Below are 15,063 nucleotides of genomic sequence, written 5' to 3'. Positions count from 1 at the left end.
GATCGCGGCCGCTTCTTTCACGTCGTGCAACTCAATCGATCATCTCAATTGAGTACAGCTTTGCCCGCTTTGGCATTTTTGCGGCGGCTCGACACGATCAAGCCTGCGGCGATGACCAGAATGCTCAGCAGGCCCGTGGCCATGATTTCCATGCGGTGCGCTTCCTGCACCAACATGATCGCCAGCACAGCGACGATGAACACGATCACCGCCCAGGTCAGCCCAGGAAACAGCCACATGCGAAACGCGATGCTCTGGCCCGCAGCCTCACGTTTTTGACGCATACGCAGTTGCGACGCGGCAATGACCAGGTACACCAACAGCGCGATGGCACCGGAGCTGGCCAGCAGAAAATCGAACACAGCAGCAGGCGCGACGTAGTTGGCGAAGACCGCGAGGAAAGCTGCAGCAGTGGACAGCAGAACGGCCCAGATGGGCGTGCCCGCTTTGCTGGTGTGCTGCGAAATGGCCGGGGCGTCGCCGCGCTTGCCCAACGAGAACATCATGCGCGAGGCGGTGTACAACGCCGAGTTCAGGCAACTGGTCACGGCCACCAACACCACCAGATCAACGATCAGCTTGGCGTTGGGAATGCCCATCAGGTCCAGCACGGTCTGGTAGGAACCGACGTCCGCCAGACGGCTGTCATTCCACGGCACAAGCGCCACGACGATGAAAATCGACACGAGGTAGAACAGGCAGATTCGCCAGATCACCGAATTGGTGGCCTTGGTGATTTGCTGATCCGGGTTCTTCGATTCGGCAGCGGCGATGGTCACGATCTCAGTGCCCATGAACGAGAACATGGTCGTCAGCATGGCCGCCAGCACGGCGCCGATGCCGTTGGGCATGAAGCCTTGGGTGTCGAACAGATGGCTGACCCCGCTGACTTGAGAGTTGGGCAGCAAGCCGAAAATAGCCGCGATCCCCAACGCCACGAATCCCAGAATGGCCAATACCTTGATCAACGCAAACCAGAACTCGAACTCGCCGTAGTTTTTCACGCTGAACAGGTTGGTTGCCGTTAGCAGCAGCGTGATCACCAGGGTGAACGCCCAAATGGCGATGTCCGGAAACCATGCGTGCAGGATCGTCGCGGCGGCGTTGGCCTCCAGCGGGATCACCAACACCCAGAACCACCAGTACAGCCAGCCAATGGTGAAGCCTGCCCAGTGACCGATTGCGCGGTCGGCATAGGTTGAGAACGACCCGGTGTCAGGCGACGCAACAGCCATTTCGGCCAGCATGCGCATGACCAGCACCACCAGCGTACCGGCAGCGCCATACGCGAGCAGCACGGCGGGGCCCGCTTCCGCGATGGCGTGACCAGACCCCACAAACAGACCGGCGCCGATGACGCCCGCAATAGAAAGCATTGTGATGTGACGCGGTTTCAGCCCTTGCTCGAGATTCGAGGACTTCGAACTACTGCTCATAACAACAACCTTTGAAGGATTTTTCGTACGGATCGAAGGGCGCGAGGGACACTCGTAAAAATATCTCTACGGCTCTGTTACTTATTTTTTACGCAAGGATTACGCCAAAATATTTCAAAAACGACGTCGTGCTTGGAAATGCTGACGCTAGAGAGGTATCACAAGCCGTTGATTGATATGGCGTTCCGCCAGCCACGTAGGATTTGTTACCTACCAACTCAGCTAAATGACGCTTGAGCGCACCGAAAATACACATTTAGTTTCGTATTGCCCCGTTTAAATGCATAACCGCCACTTTCCCTTGGTGGATTGGCCTTCCCAGACTTTAATTAGCCAGTCAAAGGTGGCAACATCGCGCCTTTTTCGCGCAGACAGCCCAATACGGCAGCACTGATTCAGTGCCGCAGTTGGCTCGCCCCTGTCGCGTCAGAGCACGCAGAACACATGAGGACCGCACATGGCCGAGGCCACGACCGCCCTGGAAATTCGCAACCTGCACAAACGCTACGGCGACCTTGATGTACTCAAAGGCATTTCGCTAAGCGCGCGCGACGGCGATGTGATTTCGATTCTGGGCTCGTCAGGCTCGGGCAAATCGACCCTGCTGCGCTGCATCAATCTGCTGGAGAACCCGCATCAGGGCCAGATTCTGGTAGCTGGCGAAGAGCTCAAGCTCAAGCCCGCGCGCAATGGCGAGCTGATCGCCGCCGACACGCGACAGATCAATCGTCTGCGCAGCGAAATCGGTTTTGTCTTCCAGAATTTCAACCTGTGGCCTCACATGAGCGTGCTCGACAACATCATCGAGGCGCCACGCCGTGTGCTGGGGCAAAGCAAAGCCGAGGCGATAGAAGTGGCCGAAGCGCTGCTGGCCAAGGTCGGCATCGGTGACAAACGCCATGTCTATCCGGCACAGTTGTCCGGCGGCCAGCAGCAACGCGCCGCCATCGCCCGAACATTGGCGATGCAGCCTAAAGTGATTCTGTTCGATGAGCCGACTTCGGCACTCGATCCGGAAATGGTGCAGGAAGTCCTCGCCGTGATCCGCGCGTTGGCAGAAGAAGGTCGCACGATGTTACTGGTGACTCACGAGATGAGCTTCGCGCGTCAGGTGTCGAGCGAAGTTGTATTTCTGCATCAGGGGTTGATAGAGGAACAAGGATCGCCGCAGCAGGTCTTTGAAGACCCGCAGTCGGCGCGCTGCAAACAATTCATGTCCAGCAATCGTTAACGGAGCCACATTCATGCAGACCCTCAGACAACTTTTGCTGGCCGCAGCCACAACCCTGGCATTCGCCTCCAGCGCTTTTGCCGCCGAAACCCTGAAAATGGGCGTCGAGGGTGCATACCCGCCCTTCAACAACAAAGATTCAAGCGGCCAGGTCGTGGGCTTCGATGTCGAAATCGGTCAGGCCCTGTGCGCGAAAATGAAGACCGAGTGTGAAATCGTCACCTCCGACTGGGACGGCATGATCCCGGCCCTGAACGCCAGGAAGTTCGACTTCATCGTGTCCTCGATGTCGATCTCCGATGAACGCAAGGCAGCGGTGGACTTCACCGAACCGTACTATTCGAACAAGCTGCAATTCATCGCCCCCAAGAGCACCGAGATCAAAGGCAACACCGTCGATGAGCTGAAAGCGTCTCTCAGTGGCAAAACCATCGGCGCCCAGCGCGCTACGCTGTCCGGCACGTGGCTGGACGACAACTGGGGCAGCGATGTGACCGTCAAGCTGTACGACACCCAGGAAAACGCCTACCTCGACCTGACATCCGGCCGACTCGACGCCATCCTCTCCGACAAATACGTCAGCTACGAGTGGCTCAAAAGCCCGGCAGGCGCCGCTTACGAATTCAAGGGCAACCCGGTTTACGACAACGACAAGATTGGCATCGCGGTGCGTCAAGGCGACGAACTGCGCGCCAAGCTCAACCTTGCGCTGAAAGAAATCATCGAAGACGGCACTTACAAAAAGATCAACGACAAGTATTTCCCTTTCAGCATTCTCTGATCCGTCTGACGCACGCTGCTGTGCTGCTCCTTTTATAAGGCGCAGCCGCAGCTGCCGTCCCTGAAACAAGCCCTGCCATGAATTTTGATCTCTACGGATTCGGCCCCGCGCTCGTCGCCGGTGTGCTGATGACCATCCAGCTTGCGCTGTCGGCCCTGTGCCTGGGGCTGGTACTCGGCCTGCTCGGAGCCTTGGCCAAAACCTCACCTTATCGCCCACTGAAATGGCTGGGCGGCGCGTACTCGACGCTGGTGCGCGGTATTCCTGAACTGCTTTGGGTGTTGTTGATTTACTTCGGCACGGTCAATTTGATGCGCGCCATCGGCCAGGCACTGGGTATGCCGGACCTTGCGCTCAGCGCATTCGCGGCAGGCGTCATCGCGCTGGGGCTGTGTTTTGGCGCCTACGCCACTGAAGTGTTTCGCGGGGCGATGCTGTCGATTCCCAAGGGCCACCGCGAAGCCGGGTTGGCGCTGGGCATGTCGCGCTCACGCATTTTCATCAAGCTGGTCATGCCGCAGATGTGGCGCATCGCCCTGCCCGGCCTGGGCAACCTGTTCTTGATCCTGATGAAGGACACCGCGCTGGTTTCTGTCATCGGTCTCGAAGAAGTCATGCGCCATGCACAGATCGCGGTGACGTCCACCAAGCAGCCTTTCACCTTCTATATGGTGGCGGCGTTCATGTACCTGGGCCTGACTGTCATCGCCATGACCGGCATGCACTTTCTCGAACGACGCGCAGCCCGTGGCTTTGCAAGGAGCGCCTCATGAATTGGGACGTGATCATCAAATGGCTGCCGAAACTGGCGCAGGGCGCGACGCTGACGCTGGAACTGGTCGCGGTTGCGGTCATCGCCGGCCTGCTGCTGGCGATCCCGCTGGGGATTGCTCGCGCTTCACGCAACCCGTACGTGCGTACGCTGCCCTACGCCTACATCTTCTTCTTTCGTGGCACGCCGTTGCTGGTGCAGCTGTTTCTGGTTTATTACGGGCTCGCGCAGTTCGATGCAGTGCGCCAGGGCCCGCTGTGGCCGTGGTTGCGCGACCCGTTTTTTTGCGCCGCGCTGACGATGACGCTGCACACCGCTGCCTACATCGCCGAAATCCTGAGGGGCGCTATTCAGGCCGTACCGGTAGGCGAAGTCGAGGCCGCGCGGGCACTGGGCATGTCCAAAACCAAGTCACTGATTTACATCGTGCTACCCCGCGCCGCGCGCATCGGGCTGCCTGCCTACAGCAACGAAGTGATCCTGATGCTCAAGGCCAGCGCCCTGGCGAGCACCGTGACGCTGCTGGAACTCACCGGCATGGCTCGCACGATCATCGCCCGCACCTATTTGCCGGTCGAAATATTCTTCGCCGCCGGGATGTTCTATCTGCTGATGTCGTTCGTGCTGGTGCAAGGCTTCAAATTGCTGGAAAAAGCGCTGCGCGTTGATCAGTGTCAGGGCCGATAAATGCGAGACTTCGCAAGGCCGACACTCACCACTCAGCTCTTCACCACTGAGCCCTGCGCACCCTGCTCATGAACACTGATCCGATCCTGCGAACCCACGACCTGCGCGCCCGCTTCGAGGCGCTGGATCGCTATTTGCTCGATCATCAAACCCTGTGGCGCCCCAAACCGTTTACCCATCTGCAACTGCCTTGGGAGTCGCTGCACCCCGAACTTGCCGCGTGGCTACGCAGCCGGACACTCGACGAAGCGGAAGCTGCGCACAATCACCCTGAGCGGCTCGACGCTCCAGCCCCGTTTGTACAGATAGCCAGGCAATCCTCGGCCCTGAGCGCGCTCGGCAACTTGCCGGTTACTGACCTGCCGAGCGTTTCATCGCGCATGGCGGTGGACGTGCCAGGACGCAAGTGGCAACAAATCGAAGCCTTTGCCAGCGCGCTGGTGTTCAAGCAAACGCCTGAGCACTGGCTCGACTGGTGCGCCGGCAAAGGCCATCTCGGCCGCCGGCTGGCATACAACGGCCAAACCCTGACGTGCCTTGAGTTCAACCCTCAACTGGTCGAAGCCGGGCGCACACTCAGCGCACGCCTGCACATCTGCGCCGAGCACATCGAACAAGACGTCATGGCCCCCGATGCGTCCTCGCAACTACGCGCCCGCCACACACCGGTTGCCTTGCACGCCTGCGGCGATTTGCATGTCCAGCTCATGCGGTTGGCCAGCGACGCCGACTGCCAACAGATGGCAATCGCGCCTTGCTGCTACAACCGTATTACCGCCGACAGCTATCAAGCAATGTCCACCCAAGGCCAGGCCTCTGCGCTGAGGCTATCAATCGATGACCTTGGCCTGCCGCTTAGCGAAACAGTCACCGCAGGCGCCCGAGTGCGTCGCCAGCGTGACGTCTCGATGGCTCGCCGCCTGGCGTTCGACGTACTGCAACGCGAGCTTCGCGGCACCGATCAATACCTGCCCACCCCCTCACTGCCTGTCGCCTGGCTGGAAAAACCCTTCGCCGAGTACATCCAAGACCTGGCGGCAATGAAGGACGTAGCCCTCACAGGCGAAAGAAACTGGCAGTCACTGGAAGCTCTCGGCTGGCAACGGCTGGCGGCAGTCCGCAATCTTGAGCTGGTGCGCAACCTATTCCGCCGTCCGCTTGAGCTCTGGCTCGTCCTCGACCGCGCGCTGTACCTCTGCGAGAGAGGCTACAACGTACGCATCGGCACCTTCTGTGACAGCCCGACCACACCGCGCAATGTGATGATCCTCGCTGAGCGGATCTGACCGATCCAAAACGCGCCAGCCTGTGGATAAGTCTGTTGACGGAATATCCGACGACGCAATAAATACGTAGCTTGCTGGGCATTTCGGCGATTGGTCGTTTTTTGTACAGCACTTTAATTCACGAAAATTCAGTAGCTTGCGAACCAATGAGAACCGTTCTACGAATATCACCTCATTGCATAAGGCCTTTAGCTCGCTTGTGAATAAGCCTCAGCGCTAATTGGCATAAAGACGCAAAAAAACTGAAATTAGGGCTTTACTCAAGAAACCAAATCCCTATAATCAGCGCCCATCACGCCGGTATAGCTCAGTTGGTAGAGCAACTGACTTGTAATCAGTAGGTCCCGGGTTCGACTCCTGGTGCCGGCACCATATAAAACAAAGGCTTGCAGCGATGCAGGCCTTTGTCGTTTCTGGTACACGTAACAACGCACGTAACAACGGACCTTAAGCTCTATAGATCCTCCCCGACGCGAATGCGTCCGCTCTCGAAAATTCTCCTTCTACCTCTTCAAAATACTGTGTATAAATACAGTATAAATACAGTATAAAATATTTTGCTGCCTATCTATATATGTGGTATGCGTTGAATATAGATGCAATACTGCGCCGCCTGAGCTAGGGTCATAACGCCACTGCTGCTATAGGCGACAGCTACGCCAGGGACGCCTAGAGGAACACACCGTGCTAAACCCAAAGTCTATCGCCAACTATTTTCTCGAGCTCGCCGCAGCTAGCGGCGAATCGATCACACCTATGAAATTGCAGAAATTGGTGTACTACGCTCATGGTTGGTACGCCGGCTATACGCGAACGCCACTCATCAATGAAACTGTCGAAGCCTGGCAGTACGGCCCAGTGATTCCTTCACTGTATCGTGAATTCCAACGGTTTGGATCCGGCGAAATCAGGGCGAAAGCTACTGAATCTGATTTCTACCGCGTGGCTGAAGTACCTATCCCAGCCGATCCAGACATCCGGGCCTTTTTGAGCAATGTCTGGAACAGCTACAGCAGGTATACGGGCATTGCCTTGTCCGAAATGACGCATGCACCAGGAACGCCTTGGGATATGACTTGGAGCGAGCATCCTGGATTGCGAGGGATGGACATTCCCTTCCAACGGATTGCGCAGTGGTTTGGTGAAGCTGCTGCCAAGACGCAGCAGCAGGCGATCATTAGTTGACCATCGAGCGCGAGACGGCGCAGCCTCAGCTACCCATAGATGAAGTAGTGATTGATCCAAAGGCAGAGGCTATTACTGCAGGACCTGGAAAAACGACCGGCCGGGACGAGTCGAATTTCTTTGCTGAGGATGCTGAACGATACAAGCTGCTCCACAATGGCCAGAAACTCGGCCATCTAGGGAAGCTCTGGGGTTCGAGCTCATCAGCACCCACAAATATCGCCGGGATGGTACTGATCCTCTCTATCGTCATAGTTTGCGTGAGCTTTTTCCCAATTCAGAGTCCAGGACTCGAAGATCTAAGGAAATGGCTGTACGGGCTCACCACTACCAGCATTGGGTTCCTTTTTGGAGCCAAGACAAGCAAGGCTGACTGAGTAGTGAGAAACCAAGAAGGCACCCATCGGTGCCTTTTTCTTTGCCTCTCATTCGACGCCCTCAGCAGGGTTACCTTGCATGCACCACACAGGACCCGGGTTAAAGACTGACATCAGCAATGACTTTGCATTTGGTGATACAACACCAGCGCCCCCCCTAGAAGGTTAATCCTAAAATTTGTGGGGGGGCTAAAAAATAGCGATATTAGTAATATGCTCCTCGAAAATTGGCTACAGGCCTTACCAAACAAGGCTTTCAGCGATTTTCAGGAAAGCGATATTTAAGCGATACATTGGCGATATTATTACCTTTATCAATAGCTATATATCTCTTTCTTAAAACCCAATGAATCCAGGGGTTTGAGGAAAGTATTACTATTCATATCGCTTAATATTACTTCGCCATGTAATACGCTGACCCCAGTAAATCCGTGGCTTGCAGGCATGTCGGAAAGGTCATATAGCTAATATCGCTATTTTCAAAACTCCACCCCTACCCTTGCGAACCGTTCTCGTTGAAGACCCTTTTTTTTGTGCACCTCGGGATTGAAGCAATTCAGGCCGGACTGTCTGCCATCCCGTGCAAAGCCTGGCTTGCTTAAAATCTGCCTGAAAGCCCCGGCCCGCTTGGATTTAAGCTACCTGCCTCGATTAATGACATATCCCCCGTTGCGACCTTTTCAAGACCGAAACGGATTTTGAAAACCCGCCCTTTTGCATGTTTTTCAATTTTTCGCCCAATGAATCCGGGCCTTCCAGCATTGCCCCCTTCGTTACAACTCCCCTAGCCGCTGTGCAACCGCGCTTCATTTCTGCGCAAAACTTTGCACTCTGTGCAATTGGCGCTGCCCTGCAGAGGCCCACAGCCCGCCTGGGCTGGAGCATCGTTTGCACTACACCCGCGTTTGCACAAAAAAATCACGCAAAGCCCGTCGGCGGGAGGGGGAACAGTGCGTTTTCTGGAGGGTTTTCTCAGCACCTCCTGCCTCGCCGCTTTGAAGCATCCGAGACTCTCTGGCCATCACTGAAACAATCAGACACTTCCGACATAAAGTCTTGGCGATAATTGCTAAAACTGGGCCTCATTCACCATGGAAGGGACGGGGGATCACTTTGTTAGGTCTAAAGAGGCTGCAATGGAAACGCCGGATCAGAAATCACGGCTGCAAGATTGGCGGAGGTTTGAAGTCCCTTGCCTCCCAAACCGAGCTGGTCCTGGAGGAAAACGTCTTACTAGGCCGAGTGGACATCGAATCGAAAAAACTCATCCTCGGCGCTCATACATACATTCGCAGTGGCGGACAGCTGTCGTGCGTGGCCTCGATCGGACGGTTCTGCTCTATCAGCTCTGACGTGGTTATAGGACAAAGTCGAAACACACACCCTACCAACTGGGTGAGCAGTCACCCTTTTCAATACACTGATAGTCAAACTCACTACGTTAGCCAGCGCAGTAGCACAATCGTTGGACACGACGTTTGGATTGGACGCGGCGCCATGCTATTTGATGGGGTATCCGTCGGTACCGGCGCGATAATTGCCGCGCAGTCAGTGGTCACTCAGAATGTGCCGGCCTATGCAGTTGTTGCCGGCGTACCTGCAAAGGTGGTGCGTTTTCGACATCCGCCCGCGTTGATCACAAGGCTGTTGAAGAGCCGGTGGTGGGAGTTGGAAGTAACCGACTTGAAGCGACTTCCAATGGACAACCCAGAAACATTTCTTGATCGTCTCGACCAGTCCGCCTGCAGACCGGCCCGTTACTCCAAATTGTTTGTCACACGAACCGGGTGCTACGCCAACGGTGATTTCACGCATGTTTATCCGGTACGCGAAATTAGATGCGCCCCCTGATTTCGAACATTTCCTACCTCTCTCCCGACCGTAAACCACTCAAAGTCATCGGTCGGTCTGCAGCCATTGCGTGCGATTTCTTCCGCCCTGGCTGCTGATAGGTCCGGTTCCACCCACTCCCGCGCCATCTCCGGCGACAACACCAGCGGCCTGCGGTCGTGGATGTCTACCATCCCCGCATCGCTCGCTGCCGTGATGATCACGAAGCCATCCGCATCGTTTGCCTCCAACCCTGGCCCGGGCCGCACTTGGGAAAGCGCCGCAAAGAACATCGGCGCCTGGCTTTTAAGGCGGATGAAATACGGCTGCTTTTTCTTCGGATCGGTCGGGTCTTTCACCCATTCAAACCAGCCGTTGGCAGGCGCCAGTGATCGGCCGTGCGGCCAGAGCTCCTTGAAAAACTTGCCCGTCATGACCGTTTCGACTCGCGCATTGATCGGGTCCGGCCGCTTGCCTTTGGCCCAGAACGGCGACCAGCCCCAGCGCACCTTGTCGATGCTCAGTCCATCGCCGGCAGCCCGGATGATTTCCACGCGTGTCGTCGGCGCGACGTTGTAGCGCTCGACCGGCCAAAGATCGTAGCCATTGATCACCAACTGCTTTGGCGCAAGCTCCTTGAGGTAGTGGTCCATGGATTCGTAGATCGAGTAGCGTCCGCACATGGTGTCACCCGTCGAAATTTCCTACATACGAGATTGACCGCGCCGGGCCAAGATCGTTAACTGTATATACGTACAGTTACTCAAATCAAGGTTCGCATCATGAGCGTCACCCTCATTGGCCCATTGTCGAACGGCGGCGAACAGCTGCCGCTTTATTCCTTTCAGGTGCCGGCTGGCTTCCCGTCGCCGGCAGCGGATCACATCGAAAAGCACATCTCGCTGGACGAGCTGTTCGAGATCCGTGCGCCCCACGTGTACCTGGTGAAAATCGAAGGCGACAGCATGCAGGGCGCGGGCATTTATTGCGGTGACCTGGTGATCGTGGACCGCAGCCTGTACGCCGAGCATGGCGACATCGTCATCGCGGCAATCAACTCGGAACCCGTGTGCAAGCGCCTGCACATGCGTGAGAACGAAGTGGTGCTGATGTCGGAAAACCCCAAATACCCGGCGCGTCATGTGATGGAAGGCGACGAGCTGGTGATCTGGGGTGTGGTGAAGTACAGCGTCCGCGACCATGACAAAGCCTGAGCCGGTCTTTGCGCTGATTGACTGCAACAGCTTCTACGCAAGCTGTGAGCGGGTCTTTCGGCCCGACCTGGCGAAGACACCGATTGTGGTGCTGTCGAACAACGACGGCTGCGTCATCGCCCGCAGCTACGACGCCAAGCCGTTCGTGAAAATGGGCGCGCCGTATTTCCAGATCAAAGACCACCTGCGGCAAAACGGCGTGGTTGCGTTCAGCAGCAACTACGCGCTGTACGGCGACATGAGCGAGCGGGTGATGACCATCATCGAATCGATGGTGCCTGCGCTGGAGGTTTACAGCATTGACGAAGCGTTCGCAGACCTCACCGGCATATCCGGCGATCTGACCGCGCTCGGCCGAAAGATCCGCGCGGCGATTTTCAAGCGCACGGGCATCCCCGTGGGGGTCGGAATCGCCCACACAAAGACGCTGGCGAAGCTGGCCAACCACACGGCCAAGCGCTTGCTCGATAAGACCGGTGGTGTAGTCGACATCTGCGATCCCTTCAAACGCGACTGGACCTTGCGCAACACCGACGTCGGCGAGGTTTGGGGTGTCGGCCGCAAAATGAAAGTGCATCTTGAAAGTATGGGCATCAAGACCGCGATGGACCTGGCCCAGGCCGATGCCCGGACGCTGCGGCAGAAATTCAGCGTAGTGATCGAGAAGACCGCCCGTGAGCTTGCCGGCACGCCGTGCCTGGAAATGGGAGAGGCTGATCCGCCGAAGCAGGAGATCTGCTGCAGCCGGATGTTCGGCACTCGCCAGACCGAGATCGAGCCGATCAAGGAAGCAGTGGCCACCTACACCCAGCGCGCCGCCGAGAAGCTCCGGGCACAGAACTCGTTGTGCAAAAAGATCCGCGTGAGCATCCGCACCGGCATGTTCAATCCCGAAGAAGTGAAGTACGCCAACGCAGCCCTGGTTGAGCTGCCTTACCCCACCAACGACGTGCGGCTGATGACCAAGGCCGCGACCGAGGCGGTCAACCGGCTGTTCCGGCCGGGGTTCAAATACAGCAAGGCCGAGGTGCTGCTGCTGGATCTGCGGCAGCCCGGGGAGTTTACGGATGATTTGTTTGCGGCTTCGCAGCCGGTGGCGGCGGAGAAGGTGATGGGGGTGTTGGATGAGATTAACGAGCGATGGGGCAGGGGGACGTTAAGGGCTGCGAGTGTGCCCACTGAGCCTGAATGGAAGATGCGGCGGGAATTAATTAGCTGCAGCTACACAACGAAGCTGGATCAGTTATGGAGAGTTAGGTAATACCCCAGCTTTATAATGGGCAAGCGCTGCGGTGATTGCGTCCAAAATAGGCTTGAATCTTTTGAAAACCACATTTTTCTGATCAGACTTCACAATCTTCTGTGCAAAGTCATTTTTGCTATAACCACTAGATGATTTGGTGATAACTTCGAATTTACGCCCCCCAATCTTTCGATTTAGAGTTTTCTGATCGAAAAAATCTTCCATCTTTGATTCTTTACCGTTTAGCAATGGTGTGAAGACCACGTACAAATTCTTCACAACGTAGTAAAAGCTTCGAGATTTATCAAATTCTTGGCCTTTTGGAGTAGTTATCATGTAAATTGACTTGGTCTCATCCCTTATCGCATTAAATATGCTTGTAGTTCCTGAGTCATTATCAACAACTATAATAGTCGGAGACACTGGAGAATGCTTATAGATTCTGCAACTTGAAGCATAGCTTCTAATAAGCTTAGGTATGCTGCCCGCCCCTCCATTAAGCCCCAGCATCCTATGAGTAAGTGCTGAATAGTTCATAAAGTCAACCTTGACTGATCTCGCTTTGTTTGACGCAACTGAAGCGAGTTCAGGATAGTTTCTAACGAGTTTTTTCATCGCGCATTTTAGGTAAATATTGTCTGTTTTACCTTCGCAAACTATAGTTGGTTTCGCGCTAGCATAGAAATATTTGTAAAAAAGAAAGTCGCGATGAGTTTTTTCAATAGCTGAAAGAGGAATTTCCTCTGGCCGAGTAGTGCTGTGGCTGACAATTTTGTTGACATTAAACTGATCAACCATATAGATATAGCTTAGAATCCCTTGGAGCTGGCTTATCGACGGAGAACCTGACTCGTCTAAAGGGGCTACCGAACTGGTCAGCCGGTGGCGGTGGAATGAACCTGTCGTGAACAAACTGTGCGCCATGGCTCTTGCGTTTCTTCGAAACTCAGCGGATGTGTGGGTTTTCCCATTCACGACAAGACCTGTAACAGTCTGCCTAGAGTACTTATACTGCATTCGCGTTTTCTTAGGATTGACCACAAAACCACTTTTTTGAATTATTTTTATTAGTTTGCCACTAGGTTCCCAAACATCAGGTGCAGCTTCAAAAGCAATTTCCGATGGGAATTGCTTTTTGTTACTTGAAAAGGTGATGTCATCGGCATAGCGCGAGTACTTACAACCGTACTGCTTTGCGAGTTGCACCATGCGAATGTCGATCAAATGCCCAATTAAATTGGAAACCACCGGAGATGAAGGACTGCCCTGTGGCAAAGAGTCCTGATGGCACACTATTTGGGCGATGATCCTAGCGACTTTTGGATGGAGAGAAAAGCTTTTATTGATTGTAAGAAAACCAAATACGCGACCGCGATGTATAGATCCAAAAAAGTTCTCTAGATCAATATTAAAGACAAATCTACTTTTCTTGTGGCCATCGGCGTTTGTCATTATCGAATGGCCACGCTTAAATCCATGGGATAGCGAAGATCCAAGCTCAAGCTCTTTGGCGATATCCTCCATGGCAATCTGTAGCAGGTCGGCTACTTTTTTTTGTAATAGCTTTAACTCAGCTCGAGGCGCCGATATGGTGCGAACACCCCCTGACGCCTTGGGGATGTCGAAAGTTGTATAGCGGTTAGGAAGTTTATACGCAATAAATGATAAAAACTTTGGCTCATAATTTAAGATGTCCGCGAGGTCACTGATGGACGTAGCTTTTCTTAAAAGGATAAGTTTTGACATGAGCCGTCCTTGGAAATTGGAAGGGCTTATAGACACTCATTAGCGTCCGCCAGACAATTCATCACCCAGCGTAGAGCATGTCAGACTGTGTGAGCATTCCCCCACACAATGGTTTCAAATGTCACGAAACATGACAAAAAATCTGTCTATAAGCCCAGCACTCAGTAGCGCATGGCTAGCATTGGCACGTCAAGAGGCCATCGGTCAAAGATGCATTCGGAGGTAAGCTCGTAGTCATCAGCACTGGGGTATGCGCCATGCCGGTATCTATGTCTGCTGGATCAGCTGCCTACCAATCCACTCCGCGACCTGCGGCACGACGGCGTTTCCGGCACTGAAAGCCTCCGCAAGGTTGGCCGCATCCAGTCCGAGGCAAAGCCCATCAGTTTCAGACGCTCGCTGCCGCTCAACCATCTGATCCCATCTGTTCGGCTCAGCGACGAAAGTGGTACAGCCCATAGTGATCTGTGATCCTGCTTTGTTTGCCAGGAGAGTATGGGAAGCCCAGGCATCCGCTTGCAGTGGCCACTGGATCGACCCAGACGCTGGAGGTACTGCGTCCACTGGCGCGGCGTCAGCCAAGAACTCCATGGGGGGCATTCGTCCAAGACCCGCGACCAGGAATATGCGGCGACGTTGCTGGGGCACTCCGAAATATTGAGCATTAAGCACTCGCCAGAATCCCACATACCCGCAGTCCGCAAGGGCCCGGATGACTGTTTCAAAGTCTTCGCTATCGTTGACAGCGAGCAGGTTAACGACATTCTCAAGCACCACCCACCTGGGTTGTATTTCTTTGAGAATACGTATGACCTCCCAAAACAGGCCGCTGCGTTCGCCTCGCAGTCCGCGCTTTTCTCGGTTTGAATATCGAGCGCCGGCGAGGCTGATGTCTTGGCAGGGGAATCCTCCGGTGATGACGTCAACGGGGGAAAGGTTGTGCGCACCGCAGTCGCGGACGTCTTCGAACTGGTGGGCATGTGGAAATCGATCGGCAAGCACAGCCCGGTTAAATGGGTTGAGCTCAACTTGCCAGGCTGTGCGGTAGCCCGCGCTTTCGAATCCGACATCAAAACCTCCTATGCCTGCGAACAGGCTTCCAATGGTGGGCATCCAGGTGTTCCAGTGGTGGGATGCTCTTGGCGTTCTGGAAGGAGGCTCGTGGCCCTCAAGTGATTCAGTGTCCGACAGCGCGGGCACTTGATTTGTAACTCAACGAACCCGCTGACCGCAGCGAGTTTTCGACAGCATTGACCGCAACGAATGTCTTCCAAA

At 55.0% G+C, this 15,063-nt stretch carries 15 protein-coding genes and 1 tRNA gene; 11 read left to right on the top strand and 5 right to left on the bottom strand.

Annotated elements, in window-relative coordinates:
* Positions 1–44: 44 nt before the first annotated feature.
* Positions 45–1,436, bottom strand: coding sequence for a GABA permease (gene gabP, locus OYW20_RS02135; RefSeq protein ID WP_268799094.1), 1,392 nt, complete (start codon positions 1,434–1,436; stop codon positions 45–47).
* Between the two features lie 457 nt (positions 1,437–1,893).
* Between gabP and OYW20_RS02130 the strand changes: the two genes are divergently transcribed.
* The 9 genes from OYW20_RS02130 (at position 1,894) to OYW20_RS26070 (ending at position 9,606) form a co-directional block, all read left to right on the top strand.
* Positions 1,894–2,667, top strand: coding sequence for an ABC transporter ATP-binding protein (locus OYW20_RS02130; protein WP_268799093.1), 774 nt, complete (start codon positions 1,894–1,896; stop codon positions 2,665–2,667).
* Between the two features lie 13 nt (positions 2,668–2,680).
* Positions 2,681–3,448, top strand: coding sequence for an ABC transporter substrate-binding protein (locus OYW20_RS02125; RefSeq protein WP_268799092.1), 768 nt, complete (start codon positions 2,681–2,683; stop codon positions 3,446–3,448).
* Positions 3,449–3,525: 77 nt separating this feature from the next.
* Positions 3,526–4,221, top strand: a complete 696-nt coding sequence (locus OYW20_RS02120) for an ABC transporter permease (RefSeq protein ID WP_268799090.1) — start codon at positions 3,526–3,528, stop codon at positions 4,219–4,221.
* Complete coding sequence (locus tag OYW20_RS02115) at positions 4,218–4,907, top strand: ABC transporter permease (RefSeq protein WP_268799089.1); 690 nt, start codon at positions 4,218–4,220, stop codon at positions 4,905–4,907. Before OYW20_RS02120 ends, OYW20_RS02115 begins: the two co-directional genes overlap by 4 nt.
* A 68-nt stretch (positions 4,908–4,975) precedes the next feature.
* Positions 4,976–6,193, top strand: a complete 1,218-nt coding sequence (locus OYW20_RS02110) for a methyltransferase (RefSeq protein ID WP_268799088.1) — start codon at positions 4,976–4,978, stop codon at positions 6,191–6,193.
* 296 nt (positions 6,194–6,489) lie between these two features.
* Positions 6,490–6,565: transfer RNA gene (locus OYW20_RS02105), tRNA-Thr, on the top strand.
* Between the two features lie 312 nt (positions 6,566–6,877).
* Positions 6,878–7,378 carry a Panacea domain-containing protein gene (locus OYW20_RS02100; protein ID WP_268799087.1) on the top strand — a complete coding sequence of 167 codons (501 nt, stop codon included), beginning with the start codon at positions 6,878–6,880 and terminating at the stop codon, positions 7,376–7,378.
* Positions 7,375–7,755: a hypothetical protein gene (locus OYW20_RS02095; protein ID WP_268799086.1), complete on the top strand. Its 381-nt coding sequence runs from the start codon at positions 7,375–7,377 to the stop codon at positions 7,753–7,755. Before OYW20_RS02100 ends, OYW20_RS02095 begins: the two co-directional genes overlap by 4 nt.
* Before the next feature lie 1,113 nt (positions 7,756–8,868).
* Positions 8,869–9,606 (top strand): CatB-related O-acetyltransferase, encoded by a 738-nt coding sequence (locus OYW20_RS26070; RefSeq protein ID WP_408005453.1) that lies wholly within the window; start codon positions 8,869–8,871, stop codon positions 9,604–9,606.
* Here OYW20_RS26070 and OYW20_RS02090 read toward each other — a convergent pair.
* Complete coding sequence (locus OYW20_RS02090) at positions 9,573–10,268, bottom strand: SOS response-associated peptidase family protein (RefSeq protein WP_268799085.1); 696 nt, start codon at positions 10,266–10,268, stop codon at positions 9,573–9,575. The two genes, OYW20_RS26070 and OYW20_RS02090, sit on opposite strands and share 34 nt — an antisense overlap.
* Positions 10,269–10,367: 99 nt before the next feature.
* Between OYW20_RS02090 and OYW20_RS02085 the strand changes: the two genes are divergently transcribed.
* Positions 10,368–10,799 carry a LexA family protein gene (locus OYW20_RS02085; RefSeq protein ID WP_268799084.1) on the top strand — a complete coding sequence of 144 codons (432 nt, stop codon included), beginning with the start codon at positions 10,368–10,370 and terminating at the stop codon, positions 10,797–10,799.
* On the top strand, positions 10,786–12,060 hold the full coding sequence (gene umuC / locus OYW20_RS02080) for a translesion error-prone DNA polymerase V subunit UmuC (RefSeq protein WP_268799083.1): 1,275 nt from the start codon (positions 10,786–10,788) through the stop codon (positions 12,058–12,060). Before OYW20_RS02085 ends, umuC begins: the two co-directional genes overlap by 14 nt.
* Here the strand turns inward: umuC and OYW20_RS02075 are convergent.
* From OYW20_RS02075 to OYW20_RS02065, 3 genes are all read right to left on the bottom strand, one after another.
* A complete protein-coding gene (locus OYW20_RS02075) occupies positions 12,043–13,788 on the bottom strand; it encodes a retron Ec67 family RNA-directed DNA polymerase/endonuclease (protein ID WP_268799082.1) in 1,746 nt (581 codons plus the stop codon). The two genes, umuC and OYW20_RS02075, sit on opposite strands and share 18 nt — an antisense overlap.
* Before the next feature lie 267 nt (positions 13,789–14,055).
* Positions 14,056–14,901, bottom strand: a complete 846-nt coding sequence (locus tag OYW20_RS02070) for a DNA cytosine methyltransferase (protein ID WP_268799081.1) — start codon at positions 14,899–14,901, stop codon at positions 14,056–14,058.
* On the bottom strand, positions 14,868–15,062 hold the full coding sequence (locus OYW20_RS02065; protein ID WP_268799080.1) for a Com family DNA-binding transcriptional regulator: 195 nt from the start codon (positions 15,060–15,062) through the stop codon (positions 14,868–14,870). Before OYW20_RS02065 ends, OYW20_RS02070 begins: the two co-directional genes overlap by 34 nt.
* Between the last annotated feature and the right edge of the window lies 1 nt (position 15,063).

The organism is Pseudomonas sp. BSw22131 (genome assembly GCF_026810445.1).
In the GTDB taxonomy this organism is placed as follows: Bacteria; Pseudomonadota; Gammaproteobacteria; order Pseudomonadales; family Pseudomonadaceae; genus Aquipseudomonas; species Aquipseudomonas huanghezhanensis.
Note: the sequence above shows the minus strand (reverse complement) of the source record. Positions and strands in the feature narration are given on the sequence as shown.

What these genes read in the sequence shown, in the direction of transcription:
- gabP (WP_268799094.1), bottom strand. Translation starts at nt 1,436, where the DNA reads ATGAGCAGTAGTTCGAAGTCCTCGAATCTCGAGCAAGGGCTGAAACCG.
- OYW20_RS02130 (WP_268799093.1), top strand. Translation starts at nt 1,894, where the DNA reads ATGGCCGAGGCCACGACCGCCCTGGAAATTCGCAACCTGCACAAACGC.
- OYW20_RS02125 (WP_268799092.1), top strand. Translation starts at nt 2,681, where the DNA reads ATGCAGACCCTCAGACAACTTTTGCTGGCCGCAGCCACAACCCTGGCA.
- OYW20_RS02120 (WP_268799090.1), top strand. Translation starts at nt 3,526, where the DNA reads ATGAATTTTGATCTCTACGGATTCGGCCCCGCGCTCGTCGCCGGTGTG.
- OYW20_RS02115 (WP_268799089.1), top strand. Translation starts at nt 4,218, where the DNA reads ATGAATTGGGACGTGATCATCAAATGGCTGCCGAAACTGGCGCAGGGC.
- OYW20_RS02110 (WP_268799088.1), top strand. Translation starts at nt 4,976, where the DNA reads ATGAACACTGATCCGATCCTGCGAACCCACGACCTGCGCGCCCGCTTC.
- OYW20_RS02090 (WP_268799085.1), bottom strand. Translation starts at nt 10,268, where the DNA reads ATGTGCGGACGCTACTCGATCTACGAATCCATGGACCACTACCTCAAG.
- OYW20_RS02085 (WP_268799084.1), top strand. Translation starts at nt 10,368, where the DNA reads ATGAGCGTCACCCTCATTGGCCCATTGTCGAACGGCGGCGAACAGCTG.
- umuC (WP_268799083.1), top strand. Translation starts at nt 10,786, where the DNA reads ATGACAAAGCCTGAGCCGGTCTTTGCGCTGATTGACTGCAACAGCTTC.
- OYW20_RS02075 (WP_268799082.1), bottom strand. Translation starts at nt 13,788, where the DNA reads ATGTCAAAACTTATCCTTTTAAGAAAAGCTACGTCCATCAGTGACCTC.
- OYW20_RS02070 (WP_268799081.1), bottom strand. Translation starts at nt 14,901, where the DNA reads ATGCCCACCATTGGAAGCCTGTTCGCAGGCATAGGAGGTTTTGATGTC.